The organism is Methylobacterium aquaticum (assembly GCF_016804325.1).
GTDB classification, from domain to species: Bacteria; Pseudomonadota; Alphaproteobacteria; order Rhizobiales; family Beijerinckiaceae; genus Methylobacterium; species Methylobacterium aquaticum_C.
Genome location: NZ_CP043627.1, coordinates 2,815,496 through 2,829,973, shown reverse-complemented (window position 1 = coordinate 2,829,973; position 14,478 = coordinate 2,815,496). Strand labels below are relative to the sequence as shown.

The window sequence follows — 14,478 nt, the reverse complement described above, 5'->3', positions numbered from 1 at the left end:
ACGATTCTTGGGAGAAGCCGGTCTCCGATGCCCGCCCGCGCACCCTGCTCCTTGCGACGCTCCCGGCCGCGCCCTGGCACGGCGCTTGCCAGAGAGTTTTCACTGCACCCGCCGTGTTCACTCTCCCTTGCACGGCCGGGCGTGGTCGACGGGCCAGGCGGTGAGACTCCGAGGGCTGCCTGGCCCGCCCGTCCGCGGCGAGGGACCGACCGGATCCGTCCGGATGCCGTGGGGCGGCCGCCTCGGCTGCGAGCAGAAGCATGACAGGGAGGGTTCGCATGAATGCCACGGCCCGCTTCGAATGGCCGATCCGCCCCGACAGGATCGAGGTCTCCTCGCTGGGCTACCTCGCCGCGGCGATCCTGCTGGCCGACCGGCGCGACGCCCGCGCGGCGGCCTCGCGCCCCCTGCGATCCGCGACGGTGCATCGGCTGGTGCCGCGCCGGGCGCGGACGGCGCCGGCCGAGGGGCTGCTTCGCGCGGCCGAGGGCTGAGCACCGACGGCTTCGGAGGGCATTGCCAACAAAAAAGGCGGCCCCGCCGGGGCCGCCCTGGTCCGGGGAGGCGGGCCCTCAGGGCCCGCCCGCCGTCGCAACGTCAGATTCGGGGCGACCGGCCGCGCATCAGGCCGAAGATCGCCGAGACGGCGAACAGCACGATCGCCACGAAGAACACGATCTTGGCCGCCTCCATGGCGGTGCCGGCAATGCCGCCGAAGCCCAGCAGAGCCGCGACGAGGGCGACGACGAGGAAGGTGATAGCCCAGCCGATCATTGGAAACTCCCGTGTCGAAAGCTGCTGGAATGCTTCGCGGCGCCGTGCTGGGAAGCGTTGCAGCAAGTTGGACGAGAAACCACCGGACCGGGCCACAGGTTCCGTCGATTTTTTCGGATGAAACACGGCGGCCGGCCGTGAGACCCGACAACGCGAAATGGCGCCGGCCCGGGGCGGGCGGCGTGCGTGAGCTTCAACGCTGTGCGGAAGGGAGTGGCTCCCCGAGCAGGACTCGAACCTGCGACAAGGCGATTAACAGTCGCCTGCTCTACCAACTGAGCTATCGGGGATCGCGGCGGGAGCACTACCCAAGGCGGGGAGGGCGCGCAAGGGATTTGTCGGTGCCGGACGCGATTTTTGCGAGCCGGCTCATTTCACCCCCTCGAGCGCGGTTTTGCCGTCCGAACCCTGTTGCGGAGCCGGGGCGGGCTCTGCTAATGACCCCTCGTCCCCGGGTTGTCCGCCCGACGCCGGGGAGACGGCGCAGCCGGTGCTCTTCGGAAGCACGGCCCGCCCGATCGCCGGCTGCAGCCGGCCCGGATGGCCTCGTGGCGGAGTGGTTACGCAGAGGACTGCAAATCCTTGCACCCCGGTTCGATTCCGGGCGAGGCCTCCACCCTTCTCCTTCTGATTGCGATGCAGATCGGCCCGGCTCTCGCCTGCGAGACCGGGCTTTTTCGTATCCTTGCCTTTTGGCCGGCGATCCACCACAACCGCGTCGCCCGGCGGCTTGACCGTCGCGGCTTGGCCGTCGCTCAAGCTCTCCAGAGACGTTCATGCTCGACTACGCGCAAGCGCGCCGCCTCATGGTCGATTGCCAGCTCCGGACGTTCGACGTGACCGACATCGCGCTCCTCGACGCGTTCGACGCCGTCCCGCGCGAGCGGTTCATGCCGGCGGACCGGGAAGCCTTCGCCTATATCGACCAGCCCCAGGCGGTCGGCACGGAAGAGGGCGAGACCCGCTTCATGCCGGCCCCGATGGTCCTGGCGCGCCTGATCCAGGCGCTCGCCCTCAAGCCCGGCCAGCGCGTCCTCGATGTCGGCACGGGCCTCGGCTACGGCGCCGCCGTGCTGCGCCGCCTCGGCGTCGAGGTCGTCGCCCTCGAAGCGCTCCCCGGCCTCGCGGCGTCCGCGCGCGAGCGGCTCGGCGACGGCGTCACCGTCGAGGTCGGCCCGCTCGACAAGGGCGCATCCAGCCGCGCCCCCTACGACGCGATCCTGGTCGAGGGCCAGGTCGAGCAGCGCCCGAAAGCGCTGCTGGACCAGCTCGCCGACGGCGGGCGCCTCGCCTGCGTCCAGGGCCAGGGCCGTCCGGCCAAGGCGACCCTGTGGGTGCGCTCGGGCGACGCCTTCGGCTCGCGCCCGCTCTTCGACGCCACCCTGCCGCCCCTGCGCGCCTTCGCGGCCGAGGCCGGCTTCGCGTTCTGATCCGGATTCCGGAAGAGCCTGTCCGGGATTCCGATCGTCGGCCCGCGCGGGGAGCCGGAGGCTCCCCGCGCGACGCCGGCTTCCGCCTTGCGGAGCGAGCGATCGGAGGTCGTACGACCTCCGGGCGCGGGCCGGCCGCGCGCCCGACCCGGGACCATTCGCGAAGCACCACCGGAAGAGGGTGGTGCCTCCACCGATCGGATGAGCCCGTCGGCGGCTCCGTCCCGGGCCCCGGATACGGATTTCCCTTGGTGCCCCGTCCGGGCAGGCCGTCCCGGCCCCGGTCCGGCGTCCAGACGGGCGGCTTAAGCCGGCCGGTCGAGGCGCGGCGACCAGGTCGGACCGTGCGCGAAAACGTTTCGTTTACCAGGCTCTTGCAGGTTGCGCGCTGCCCGGCGCCCAGGACGCGGGAGAGCCCGCGAATCGCCGGCCCGACGCCCCGAATTTCCCTAGAGGCACCTGTCGCTTTTATGCGGCACCGCCGGCCAAACTCTGTGATCCACGGCGCGGGGGCGGTGCTCCCGGCGGAACCCTCGGCTAATGTCACGCTCGAGGTGGGCACAGCGATGCGACGAGCCGGCTCCGCCGCCCGCGGTGACGAACCGGTCGATCGTGAGCTGGCCGCACAGGGTAGACAGGCGTGACTGACACAGGAACTCGGGCGTTCCGCGGGCTTCGGCTCGGCGGGTTCGCCGTCATGGCGCTCGCCGTGGCGGGCCAGGGCGCTGCGGCGGAAACCCTGGATAGCGCGCTCGCGCGGGCCTATGCGGGCAACCCGACGCTCAACGCGCAGCGCGCCGGCCAGCGCGCCAACGACGAGAACGTGCCGCGGGCGCTGGCGGGCTACCGCCCGACCGTGAGCGCGCAGGCCAGCGTCGGCGTCAGCCACGTCTCCGGCAAGCTCGGTGCGGCGGCGCTGGGAGCCAACGGCAGGGTCGGAAGCGAGTCCGAGCAGACCCTGATCCCGGGCTCGGCCGGCCTTTCCGTCACCCAGACGCTGTTCAACGGCTTTCGCACCGACAACCAGACCCGGCAGGCCGAGTCGCAGGTGCTCGGCGGCCGCGAGACCCTGCGCAACACCGAGATGACGACGCTGTTCTCGGCGGCGCAGGCCTATATGAGCGTGCTGGCGGACACCGCCACGCTGGAGCTCAACCGCAACAACGTCGAGGTGCTCGAGGAGCAGCTCCGCCAGACCCGCGACCGCTTCAACGTCGGCGAGGTGACCCGCACCGACGTCGCCCAGGCCGAGGCGCGGCTCGCCGGCGCCCGGGCCCAGGTCAGCCTGGCCGAGGCGAACCTGCGCACCAGCATCGCGACCTACCGGCAGGTGATCGGCGTCGAGCCGCGCCAGCTCGCCCCCGGCCGCCCGATCGACCGCTTCGTGCCCTCGACCCTGACGGCGGCGGTCGAGATCGGCCTGATGGAGCACCCGGCGATCCTCTCCGCCCTCCACTCGGTCGACGCGGCCGAGGCGCAGGTGAAGATCGCCGAATCGTCGCTCTACCCGACGGTCTCGTTGAGCGGCAACGCCGCCCAGGTCTTCGACCAGCAGATCGCCAATACCCGCTTCTTCCAGGGCTCGATCGTCGGCCAGGTCTCGGTCCCGCTCTACCAGGGCGGCGCCGAATACGCGCAGATCCGCCAGGCCAAGGAGCAGGTCGGACAGGCCCGGCTCCAGGCCGAGCTGACCCGCGACCAGGTCCGCGCCGGCATCGTCACCGCCTGGGGGGCACTGGAGGCGGCCAAGGCCCGCGTCATCGCCTCGCAGGCCCAGGTCCAGGCCAACGAGGTGGCGCTGAACGGCGTGCGCGAGGAGGCCCGGGTCGGCCAGCGCACGACCCTCGACGTGCTGAACGCCCAGCAGGAGCTCCTGAGCGCCCGCGTCAGCCTGATCGCCGCCCAGCGCGACCGGGTGGTGGGTTCCTACCAGGTGGTGCAGACCGTCGGCCGCCTCACCACGCGCTTCATCAGCGTCCCGGTGGCACAATACAGCGCCAAGCAGCATTACGATCAGGTCAAGGATTTGTGGTACGGCGTAAGGACGCCGGACGGCCGCTGACCGGGGCGGGTGCGGGCAGCCCCCGCGCCTTCCTGTGAGTCCGGCGGGCCGCGTCGCTTGTGCGCGGCCGGCCCTGTGGAATACTGCGTACCTCACGACCCCCGATCCCCTGTAGTCGAGCGTTGAGCCGGATGAGCGCCGCGAGCCCCAAGACGCAGTCGCAGGAACCCTCGATGGAGGAGATCCTCGCCTCCATCCGCCGCATCATCGCCGACGACCAGAAGCCGGCGGAGCCGCCCGCCGCCGGGTCGCGGCCGATGGCGGTGCCGGACCTCGAGCCGGACGAGGACGACGTGCTCGACCTCGCGATGGTGGCCAAGCCCGCCCCCAAGCCGCCGGAGCCCAAGCCGCCGGAGGCCAAGCTGCCGGAACCCGAGCCCAGGCCGGCCCCGAAGCCGGTCGCCGAGGCGCCGCCGCCCAAGCCCCCGAGCCCGCGCCGAGCTTCGACGACATCGACGCGATGTCGGAGATCGCCTTCCGCGACGGGCCGATGGATTTCGACGCCATCGAGATCGAGCCGGAGCCCGCGCCGCCGCCGGCGCCCCCGAAGGCCGTCGCGCCGCCGCCGGCACCGGAGCCGGCCCCGCAGGCGATGGAGGACCGCCTCCTGTCGCAGGCGACCGACGCCACGGTCGGCCACGCCTTCGACCTCCTGGCCAACACGGTGCTGACCCGCAACGCCCGCACCCTCGAGGACCTGGTGCAGGACATGCTGCGCCCGATGCTGAAGGCCTGGCTCGACGACAACCTGCCGGTCATGGTCGAGCGCCTGGTGCGCGCCGAGATCGAGCGCGTCGCGCGCGGCCGCTGATCCGATCTCCGGACGATCCGTCCGGAAACCGGATCGGCAGGCCTGCGCGGCCCTTGAGCGAAGCCGGTTTCCGCATCGCGAAGCGATCGATCGGAAACCGCATGGGTTCGCGGGCGCGCTCCCATTGACGGAACGGTCCGGGTCCGCTTGAAAGCGGTCTCGGGGCCGGTCGCTCGCGCGGCCGGCCTTTTTCGTCTCAAGATCCGGCGCCCGTGCGGCCCGCGTCCCATCCGGCGGACGCGCCCCGGGAGGCCTGCGAGTGGCGCTTTCGCGATGATGGACAAGACCTTCGATCCCGCCGCCGTCGAGGCGCGCATCGCCGCCGAGTGGGAGGAGGCGCAGGCCTTCCGGGCCGGGCGCCCGGACCGGGCCGGCGCCGAGCCCTACAGCATCATGATCCCGCCGCCGAACGTGACGGGCTCGCTGCATATGGGCCACGCCCTCAACAACACGCTCCAGGACGTGCTCGCCCGCTTCGAGCGCCTGCGCGGCAAGGACGTGCTGTGGCAGCCCGGCACCGACCACGCCGGCATCGCCACCCAGATGGTGGTGGAGCGCCGCCTCGCCGAGCAGCAGCAGCCCGACCGGCGCTCGCTCGGCCGGCCGGAATTCGTCCGCCGGGTCTGGGAGTGGAAGGCGGAATCGGGCGGCACCATCGTCAACCAGCTCAAGCGGCTCGGCGCCTCCTGCGACTGGTCGCGCGAGCGCTTCACCATGGACGAGGGCCTGTCGAAGGCGGTCCTCAAAGTCTTCGTCGACCTGCACGCGCAGGGGCTGATCTACCGCGACAAGCGCCTGGTGAACTGGGACCCGAAGTTCCAGACCGCGATCTCCGACCTCGAGGTGCAGCAGGTCGAGGTGAAGGGCCATCTCTGGCACTTCGCCTATCCGGTGGTGGACGAGGAGGGCCGCGAGACCGGCGAGACCATCACGGTCGCCACCACCCGGCCCGAGACCATGCTGGGCGACACCGCGGTGGCGGTGCATCCGGAGGACGAGCGCTACCGGGCGCTGGTCGGCAAGCGCCTGCGCCTGCCGCTGGTCGGCCGCCTGATCAGAATCGTGGCCGACGAGTATTCGGATCCCGAGAAGGGCACCGGCGCGGTCAAGATCACCCCGGCGCACGACTTCAACGATTTCGAGGTCGGCCGCCGGCACGGGCTGGCGCAGATCAACATCCTGGATGAGGAAGCCCGCATAAGCCTCGAGGGTAACGCGGAATTCCTGGACGGCTCCAGCCCGGAGCCCGAGGCCCTGGCCCTGCACGGCCTCGACCGCTTCAAGGCCCGCGAGCAGGTCGTGGCGCTCATGGAGGCGCGCGGCCGGCTGGTGGCGATCGAGCCCAACACCCATGCGGTGCCGCACGGCGACCGCTCGGGCGTGGTGATCGAGCCGTATCTCACCGACCAGTGGTACGTGAACGTCAAGCCGCTGGCCGAGCGGGCCCTGCAGGCGGTGCGCGACGGCCGCACCCGCTTCGTGCCCGAGACCTACGAGAAGACCTACTTCCAGTGGCTCGAGAACATCGAGCCGTGGTGCATCTCGCGCCAGCTCTGGTGGGGCCACCAGATCCCGGCCTGGTACGACGCGGACGGCCACTGCTTCGTCGCGGGGAGCGAGGAGGAGGCCCTGGCCCAGGCCGCCGAAAAGCACGGCCGCCCGGTCGCCTTGCGCCGCGACGAGGACGTGCTCGACACCTGGTTCTCGTCCGGCCTGTGGCCGTTCTCGACGCTGGGCTGGCCGGAGCAGACCCCCGAGCTTGCCCGCTACTACCCGACCAGCGCGCTGGTGACGGGCTTCGACATCATTTTCTTCTGGGTTGCCAGGATGATGATGCTCGGCCTTCACGCGCTCGATGAAGTGCCGTTCCGCACGATCTACATCCACGCCCTCGTCCGCGACGAGAAGGGCGCCAAGATGTCGAAGTCGAAGGGCAACGTGGTCGATCCCCTCGACCTCGTCGACCGCTACGGCGCCGACGCGCTCCGCTTCACCCTGGCCGCCATGGCGGCGCAGGGACGCGACATCAAGCTCTCGGTGCAACGCGTTGAGGGCTATCGGAACTTCGCGACCAAGCTCTGGAACGCCGCGCGCTTCGCCGAGATGAACGGCTGCCGGCTCGATCCCGCCTTCGCGCCAACGGACGTGAGCCAGACGCTGAACGCCTGGGCGCTGGGCGAGGCCGCCCGCGCCGTGGCCGAGGTGACGGGGGCCATCGAGGCCTACCGCTTCAACGATGCCGCCAACGCCGCCTACCGCTTCGTCTGGAACGTGTTCTGCGACTGGTACCTGGAACTGGCCAAGCCCGTGCTCCAGGGCGAGGACGGGCCGGCGAAGGAGGAGACGCAGCGGACGATCGCCTACCTGATCGACCAGATCTGCGTGCTGCTGCACCCGTTCATGCCGTTCCTCACCGAGGAATTGTGGGCGACGAAGGCCCGCGAGGCGGGCATCGCGCGCGGGCTGCTGGCGCTCGCCGCCTGGCCGGATCTCGGCGCGCTCAGCAAGCCCGAGGCCGAGGCCGAGATCGGCTGGGTCGTCGACCTCGTCTCGGAGATCCGCTCGGCCCGCTCGGAGACGAGCGTGCCGGCCGGCGCCCAGATCCCCCTGGTGCTGGTGGCCCCGAGCGCGGCGGTGCGCGAGCGCGTGGCGCGCTGGGGCGACACCGTGCGCCGCCTCGGCCGCATCGCCTCGATCGACGTCGCTGACGCGAGCCCGCGCAACGCCGTGCAGCTGATCGTGCGCGGCGAGGTCGCGGCCCTGCCGCTCGAAGGCGTGGTCGACCTCGCCGCCGAGGTGACGCGGCTGAAGAAGGAGGATGCCAAGCTCGACGGCGAGATCGGGAAGATCGACGCCAAGCTCGGCAATGCCGACTTCCTCGCCCGCGCCCCCGAGGAGGTGGTCGAGGAGCAGCGCGAGCGCCGCGACGCCGCCATCGCGCGGCGCGAGAAGGTGCGGGACGCGCTGGGGCGGCTCCAGGGCTGACCGGCCCGGGACGGCGTGGCGGCCCGACCCTGATGGGCCGCCACGCGCTCGGCAGATTTCGCAAAAGTCGTGACCGGTTTTGCGACGAAACTCCGCAAGATCCTGTTCGATCCGGTCGACAGTCTTGACACCCTCCTCGTCATTCCGGGGCCGCGACAGCGGAGCCCGGAATCCAGAACCGCGGATGGTTCAGGACAGAGCGGACCACGTCCCGCATTATTCTCTGCCAACTGTGCGTCTGGATTCCGGGCTCCGCTTTCGCGGCCCCCGGAATGACGCGGTGGGTTCGATATCTGTAGAGATCCATCGAACGGGCTCCGGCAATGCGAAAACGCAAGCCGACGAAGCGTTGGCTTGCCACCGCAAGTCCGCTGACGCGGGCGGCCATCGTCTTCGTCGCCGTGGTCGTCACCCTCGTCCTGGCCGCCTGGCTCACCGCCCGGCCCCGCGACCCGACCCTCTACCCGCCGCCCCCCGGCGAGGCGGCGGTGACGGTGCGGCTCGTCGCCGGGGCCTGGCATTCCGGCCTGCTGCTGCCGCGCGAAGACCTCGCCCGGGCGGCGGAGGAAGCCGGGGACGGGGCGCTCCTGGAGGTGACCGAGCGCTTCCGCGCCTATCCGGCGCTGGAGATCGGCTGGGGTGATGCCGGCTTCTACCGCACCGTGCCGACGGTCGAGGCCCTCGACGGGCGCCTGGCGCTGCGGGCCCTGTTCACCCCGGGCGGCCGCCCGGCGGTCCTGCACGTGGTCGGGGTCGCGGCCGAGCCCGAGGCCGCGTTTCCGGGTGCCGAGATCGTGACCCTGCGGCTGTCGCAGGCCGGCTTCCGGCGCCTCGCCGCAGCGCTCGGTCGTGCCGTCACGATGCGCGATCGCCACCCGGTGGTGCTGGGCCCCGGCCTCTACGGTCCGAGCCTGTTCTACGCGGCGGAAGGGCGCTTCAGCCTGCTCGCCGTCTGCAACCACTGGAGCGCCGGGCTCCTCAATGCGGCGGGGGTCCCGGTGACGCCGCTCCTCGACACCCTGCCGCGGGGCCTCGTCCTCGATCTCGCCTGGCGCGCGGGCGCTCACGCGCCCTGAGGAGCGGTACTTGGGCGCTCACGCGCCTTGGGGACCGGCCGGCACGACGGACCGTCGGAAGACGCGCCGCAGGCGTTCCCGCCACGGCACCCGGCCGCTGCGGGCGAGGTCGCGGCCGCAGGCCCGGGCGGCGGCGCGGTCGAACTGGACGGCGATCTCGGTGCCCTCGGCGAGCCGCAGCGCGAGGGCCGGAACCCCGGGGCCGACCTCGCCGGCCATCCAGCCGAGGACCGGGAAGAAGCAGTTCTCCACCCGCGTGCCCGCCGGCACGTCCTGGGCGACATCCGCCGCCACCGAGGCGGTCGCGAGCAGCGCCACGCCGAGCTCGGCGGCTTCCGCAGGCGAGAGGCGCACCGCGTAGTCCCGGGGCCCGAACGCCACCACGAGCTCGACCTCGTCCGGCCCGGCGGTGACGACCGAGAAGCGCGGGGCGCCGGACGAGGGCGGGGGCGGAGAGCCCGCGGTTCCGGCAGGGGAACCCTCTTCCCGCGACACCTCTTCCCGCGAAACCTCGGGAGCCGACGTTTCGGGACTCGAGGTCTCGGGAGTTGAGGTCTCGGGACTTGCGGCAGCGGGAGACGCGGTCTCGGAAGAGGTCATGCGGGGCCGGTCGCTCGCGGGCCGTGGCGGGGTCGTCCCGCCAACCGTAGCGCCCGGTCTTTCGCGGGAGCAAGCTCTGACGCTGTGCGTCAGCGCACGGTGCGGCCGGGGCCCTCGGCGGGCTCGTTGGCGGCCTGCCGGGCCTGCTTGTCCTCCCGTTCGCTCTCCTGCCGCGCGATTCCGACCCGCTGGTCCTGGCGCAGGAGCTGGAGGTGGTCGGTCGCGATGCGCTCGCCGGCCTTGAGACCCTTCAGGATCGCCGTGCGGTCGCCGAATTCCGCGCCGGTGGTGACGGGGGTCATCGCCACCTTGCCGTCGTCCCCAACCCGCCAGACGATGCGCTGGTCGAGCTGGGAGGACAGGGCGATCGTCGGCACCATCAGGCGCTCCTGCGTACCGACCTGCACCTGCGTGCGCACGAATTCCCCCGGCAGGTAGCGCTCGTCGGCATTGGGCAGCCAGGCCCGGACCAGGCGGCGGGCGGTGCGGGGATCGAACCGGTTGTCGAGCTTGTAGAGGGTGGCCTTGCGCTCCGGCTTGCCCTGGCTGTCGAGGATCCGGATGAAGGCGCGGTTCTCCTTGAGCGCCGCGCGCACCGCCTCCGAATCCTCGGCCGAGAGCGCCACCTGCACCTCGATCGGGTCGACCTGGACGACGCTGACGAGCTGGGTCGCGTTCGCGTTGACGTTGTCGCCGACATTGACGTCGGAGAGGCTGGAGCGCCCGTCGAAGGGGGCGCGGATCACCGCGTAGTCGAGGTTGAGCTTCTCGCGGGCGATGGCGGCCTCGGCCTCCTGCACCCGGCTGCGGGCGACCTGGCGGTTGCTCTCGAGCTGCTGGAAGCGCTGCTCGGAGGCGTAGCCCTTGTCGGCGAGCGGCTGGGTGCGGTCGACCTCGGCATCCGCGAAGGCGAGTTGCGCCGCCGCCTGCGCACGCTGGGCCTCGGCCGTGCGCAACGCCACCTCGAACGGCCGCGGGTCGATGCGGAACAGCACCTGGCCCTGCTTGACGTGGCCGCCCGGCTCGAAGGGCCGCTCCACCACCACGCCGGTGACCCGGGGCTGGAGCGCGGCGTCCTTCGGCGAGATCACCGTGCCGGTATACGAGAAGGCGACCGGCACGGTCTCGGCGGCGGCCCGCGCCACCGCGACGTCGAATTCCGGCGCCTCGGACGCCTTGGCATCGGCCTTCGGAGTGGCCCGCGGCGCCAGGAGCTGCGCCACCGGGCCGGGCAGGGCGCCGGCGATGCCTGCGGGCAGCGGATGGCCGAGGCCCCACCACAGGCCGGCCCCGGCGCCGAATGCGGTCAGGGCGATGAGGCCGTTGCGAAAACCGGCTCGCACGATGCTGAACCCTTGAGTCGATGGACCAGCCGGCCCGGGAGGACGACGCAGGAGGACGACCGCCGACGACGAATGATGCGGCACGGTTGCCGGCTCGTCTCCGCACGGTCACCGCGAGGGGAACTCCGTCGAACGCGATCACGTTGCACGAGAGACAATCACCATACCGTCGCAGGCCCCGGGGCCGGCCCCGAGCCCGGCTCGCGGCGGGGGTCCTGGCGGCGTCCCGGCGGCTCACCGGGACGCGGGATGTTCGCCTACTTCGTCGACCGGCCCGTCCTGGCGGGCGTGATCTCGGTGCTCGTCACGCTGATCGGGGCGGTGGCGGGGTTCTCGCTGCCGATCGCCCAGTTCCCCGAGATCGCGCCGCCGATCATCAACATCCAGGCGACCTATCCGGGCGCCACGGCGCAGCAGGCCTACGAGGCGATCGCGATCCCGCTCGAGCAGGAGATCAACGGCGCGCAAGGCCTGATCTACATCAGCTCGACCAGCAACGCCGACGGCAGCGTCAACCTGGACGCCACCTTCGAGGTCGGCTCCGACCTCAACGCGGCCGCCGCCGACGTGCTGACCCGGGCCCAGCGCGCCGAATCGCGCCTGCCGCAGGCGGTGCGCGACCAGGGCCTCGAGATCGTGAAGTCGTCGCGCCAGCGCCTCGGCAACGTGGTGCTCTTCAGCGACGACAACCGCTACGACGAGCTGTTCCTGTCGAACTGGGCCGAGACCCAGGTGATCAAGCCCCTGCGCCGGGTCACCGGCATGGGCCGCATCGTCAACTTCTCCAACCAGCGCTACGCGATGCGGATCTGGCTCGATCCGGCCCGGATGGAGGCGCTGGGCATCGGCCCGAGCCAGATCGTCCAGGCGGTCGAGCAGCAGAACGCCCAGATCACCGTCGGCTCCCTCGGCAAGGAGCCGGTGCGCGACGCCCCCGCCTTCGAGCTTCAGATCGTCACCAAGGGGCGCCTGACGGAGGCGCGGGAATTCGCCGACATCGTGATCCGGGCCAATCCCGACGGCTCGGTGGTGCGCATCCGCGACGTCGGCCGGGTCGAGCTCGGCTCGGAGCAGTATGGCAGCCGCTCGACCTACGACAACAAGCCCGCCGCCTCGCTCGGGCTGTTCCAGAACCCGGAGGCCAACGCCGTCGAGGTGATGAAGGGCGTGCGCGCCACCATGGCTGACTTGGGCAAGCGCTTTCCGCCGGGCCTGCAATACCGGATCGCCCTCGACCGCACCGAGTTCGTCACCGCCTCGATCCACGAGGTGATCAAGACCCTGATCGAGGCGATCGTGCTGGTCGTCGTCATCACCTACCTGTTCCTCCAGAACTGGCGCGCGACCCTGATCCCGTCGATCGCCGTGCCGGTGGCGCTCATCGGCACCTTCGGGCCGATGGCGGCGCTCGGCTTCTCGTTCAACACCCTGAGCCTGCTCGGCCTCGTCCTGGCGGTGGGGCTGGTGGTCGACGACGCGATCATCGTGGTCGAGAACACCGAGCGGCTGATGGAGGAGGGCCAAGAGCCCCGCGAGGCCGCCCGTGAGGCGGTGAACGAGGTGGCGGGCCCGGTCATCGCCACCACCCTGGTGCTCGCCGCCCTGTTCGTGCCGGTGGCCTTCATCCCGGGGCTGACGGGCCAGCTCTACAACCAGTTCGCGCTCACCATCGCGATCTCGGTGCTGATCTCGGCGCTCGTGTCGCTCACGCTCACGCCGGCGCTCTGCGCCCTGCTGTTGAAGCCCCACGACAAGACCGCGCAGGCGAGCCGCTGGCGGGCGCCCTTGCGGTGGTTCAACGCCGTCCTCGACCGGGCGACCGGATTCGCGGTCGGCTCGGCCGGGCGCCTGTCGCGCCACCTCGTCGCGACGGGGCTGGTCTTCCTCGCCTTCGCCGGGCTCACCGCCTGGATGGTGACGAGCCGCCCGAGCGCCTTCGTGCCGCAGGAGGACCAGGGCTACTTCTTCGCCGACATCGCGATGCCGAAGGGCGCCTCCGTCGGCCGCACCGCCGCGATGGTGCAGGAGGTGGGGCGTGCCGTCCTCGACCAGCCCTCCGCCGCCGGCACCATTGGCGTTGCCGGCCGCGGCATCCTGGCCGACGTCACGGCGCCGTTCTACGGCTTCCAGATCCCGACCCTCAAAGCCTGGGACGAGCGCGAGGAGACGGTCTCCGAGGTGATCGGGAAGCTCCGCAAGCAGTTCAAGAACCACCCGGACGGGGTTTTGCGCATCGTCGACCCGTCGCCGCTGCCGGGGCTGGGCTCCCGCGGCGGCCTGACGCTGGAATTGCAGGACCGCAGCGGCGAGGGCGGGCTCACGCTCGCCAAGACCGCCGAGGGCTTCATCGCGCAACTGAAAAAACTGCCGGAGATCGGCGGCGCCACCGCCACCACCAGCTACGGCGTGCCGCAGCTGCGCCTCGACATCGACCGGGCCAAGGCCGAGCAGCTTGGTGTGAGCCTGCAATCCCTGTTCGACGCGCTCGGCACCTATGTCGGCTCGTCCTTCGTCAACCTCTTCAACAAGTTCGGCTTCGTCTACCAGGTCTACGTCCAGAGCGAGTCGCAAGGCAGGCGCACCTTCGAGGATCTGGCGCGGCTCACCGTGCCGAACAAGAACGGCGAGCCGGTGCAGATCGGCGCGCTCGTGACCCCGCACTTCGTCAGCGGGCCGACGGCGGTCCTGTCCTACAACACCTACCCGGCGATCGAGATCGCGCTGGACACCGCCGAGACCGCGAGTTCGGGCGCGGCCATCGCGGCGGTGGAGCGCCTGGCCGGCACGGCTTTGCCGACCGACTACGCGGTGGAATGGACCGAGGTCGCCTACCAGGAGAAGATCGCCGGCGGCTGGGCGCCGCTGATCTTCGGGCTCGGCGTGGTGATGATCGTGCTGCTGCTCGCCGGCCAGTACGAGAGCCTGCGTCTGCCCTTCGTGGTGATCCTGGTGACGCCGCTCGCCCTGTTCGGGGCCGTCGGGGCGCTCGCCTTGCGGGATCTCCCCCTCGACATCTTCGGGCAGATCGGCCTCCTGCTCCTCGTCGGGCTGGCGGCGAAGAACGCGATCCTGCTCGTCTCCTTCGCCCGCGACCTCAGGGCCAAGGGCGAGGACGCGGTCACGGCGGCGCAAGATGCCGTGCGCCTCAGGATGCGGCCGATCCTGATGACCTCCTTCGCCTTCATCCTCGGCTCGGTGCCGCTTGCCATCGCGAGCGGGGCCAGCGCCAATGCCCGGATCTCGATGGGCACGGTGGTGATCGGCGGGCTCCTGGTGGCGACCCTGCTCACCCTGTTCGTCACCCCGGTCTTCTACGTCGCGGCCGAGCGGCTGGCGGAGGGGCGGGGGCGCAAGGCGGCACCCGAGCCGGACCGCGCGGCCCAGCCGGCGGAATAGG

10 protein-coding genes and 2 tRNA genes are annotated in these 14,478 nt (G+C 71.4%); 8 read left to right on the top strand and 4 right to left on the bottom strand.

Annotated features, from left to right (window positions below; genetic code table 11):
- Nucleotides 1-278 precede the first annotated feature (278 nt).
- A complete protein-coding gene (locus F1D61_RS12840; protein WP_203158345.1) occupies nt 279-494 on the top strand; it encodes a hypothetical protein in 216 nt (71 codons plus the stop codon).
- A 103-nt stretch (nt 495-597) separates the two neighbouring features.
- Here the strand turns inward: F1D61_RS12840 and F1D61_RS12835 are convergent, their stop codons facing one another.
- Both F1D61_RS12835 and F1D61_RS12830 read right to left on the bottom strand, forming a co-directional pair.
- Nucleotides 598-774: a DUF1328 domain-containing protein gene (locus tag F1D61_RS12835; protein ID WP_048431004.1), complete on the bottom strand. Its 177-nt coding sequence runs from the start codon at nt 772-774 to the stop codon at nt 598-600.
- 214 nt (nt 775-988) lie between these two features.
- Nucleotides 989-1,064: transfer RNA gene (locus F1D61_RS12830), tRNA-Asn, on the bottom strand.
- 252 nt (nt 1,065-1,316) lie between these two features.
- Between F1D61_RS12830 and F1D61_RS12825 the strand changes: the two genes are divergently transcribed.
- From F1D61_RS12825 to F1D61_RS12800, 6 genes are all read left to right on the top strand, one after another.
- Nucleotides 1,317-1,390 (top strand) — tRNA-Cys (locus tag F1D61_RS12825).
- A gap of 160 nt (nt 1,391-1,550) precedes the next feature.
- Nucleotides 1,551-2,204 (top strand): protein-L-isoaspartate O-methyltransferase family protein, encoded by a 654-nt coding sequence (locus F1D61_RS12820; RefSeq protein WP_203158344.1) that lies wholly within the window; start codon nt 1,551-1,553, stop codon nt 2,202-2,204.
- A 640-nt stretch (nt 2,205-2,844) separates the two neighbouring features.
- The gene (locus tag F1D61_RS12815; RefSeq protein ID WP_432443261.1) at nt 2,845-4,266 is read left to right on the top strand and encodes a TolC family outer membrane protein; all 1,422 of its coding nucleotides are present in this window, start codon (nt 2,845-2,847) and stop codon (nt 4,264-4,266) included.
- Between the two features lie 460 nt (nt 4,267-4,726).
- Complete coding sequence (locus F1D61_RS35070; protein ID WP_203158343.1) at nt 4,727-5,077, top strand: PopZ family protein; 351 nt, start codon at nt 4,727-4,729, stop codon at nt 5,075-5,077.
- Nucleotides 5,078-5,350: 273 nt separating this feature from the next.
- Complete coding sequence (locus F1D61_RS12805; RefSeq protein WP_203158342.1) at nt 5,351-8,062, top strand: valine--tRNA ligase; 2,712 nt, start codon at nt 5,351-5,353, stop codon at nt 8,060-8,062.
- Between the two features lie 323 nt (nt 8,063-8,385).
- Nucleotides 8,386-9,138, top strand: coding sequence for a DUF2459 domain-containing protein (locus tag F1D61_RS12800; RefSeq protein ID WP_203158341.1), 753 nt, complete (start codon nt 8,386-8,388; stop codon nt 9,136-9,138).
- An 18-nt stretch (nt 9,139-9,156) separates the two neighbouring features.
- Here F1D61_RS12800 and F1D61_RS12795 read toward each other — a convergent pair whose 3' ends face one another.
- On the bottom strand, nt 9,157-9,633 hold the full coding sequence (locus F1D61_RS12795) for a hypothetical protein (protein ID WP_203158340.1): 477 nt from the start codon (nt 9,631-9,633) through the stop codon (nt 9,157-9,159).
- Between the two features lie 194 nt (nt 9,634-9,827).
- Complete coding sequence (locus F1D61_RS12790) at nt 9,828-11,081, bottom strand: efflux RND transporter periplasmic adaptor subunit (RefSeq protein ID WP_246775850.1); 1,254 nt, start codon at nt 11,079-11,081, stop codon at nt 9,828-9,830.
- A 249-nt stretch (nt 11,082-11,330) separates the two neighbouring features.
- Here F1D61_RS12790 and F1D61_RS12785 point away from each other — a divergent pair, with 249 nt between their 5' ends.
- Complete coding sequence (locus tag F1D61_RS12785) at nt 11,331-14,477, top strand: efflux RND transporter permease subunit (protein ID WP_203158338.1); 3,147 nt, start codon at nt 11,331-11,333, stop codon at nt 14,475-14,477.
- Nucleotide 14,478: the final 1 nt, after the last annotated feature.

Excerpts from the sequence above, each read along its gene's own strand:
- F1D61_RS35070 (WP_203158343.1), top strand. The coding sequence starts at position 4,727 with ATGTCGGAGATCGCCTTCCGCGACGGGCCGATGGATTTCGACGCCATC.
- F1D61_RS12820 (WP_203158344.1), top strand. The coding sequence starts at position 1,551 with ATGCTCGACTACGCGCAAGCGCGCCGCCTCATGGTCGATTGCCAGCTC.
- F1D61_RS12835 (WP_048431004.1), bottom strand. The coding sequence starts at position 774 with ATGATCGGCTGGGCTATCACCTTCCTCGTCGTCGCCCTCGTCGCGGCT.
- F1D61_RS12805 (WP_203158342.1), top strand. The coding sequence starts at position 5,351 with ATGATGGACAAGACCTTCGATCCCGCCGCCGTCGAGGCGCGCATCGCC.
- F1D61_RS12840 (WP_203158345.1), top strand. The coding sequence starts at position 279 with ATGAATGCCACGGCCCGCTTCGAATGGCCGATCCGCCCCGACAGGATC.
- F1D61_RS12785 (WP_203158338.1), top strand. The coding sequence starts at position 11,331 with ATGTTCGCCTACTTCGTCGACCGGCCCGTCCTGGCGGGCGTGATCTCG.
- F1D61_RS12800 (WP_203158341.1), top strand. The coding sequence starts at position 8,386 with ATGCGAAAACGCAAGCCGACGAAGCGTTGGCTTGCCACCGCAAGTCCG.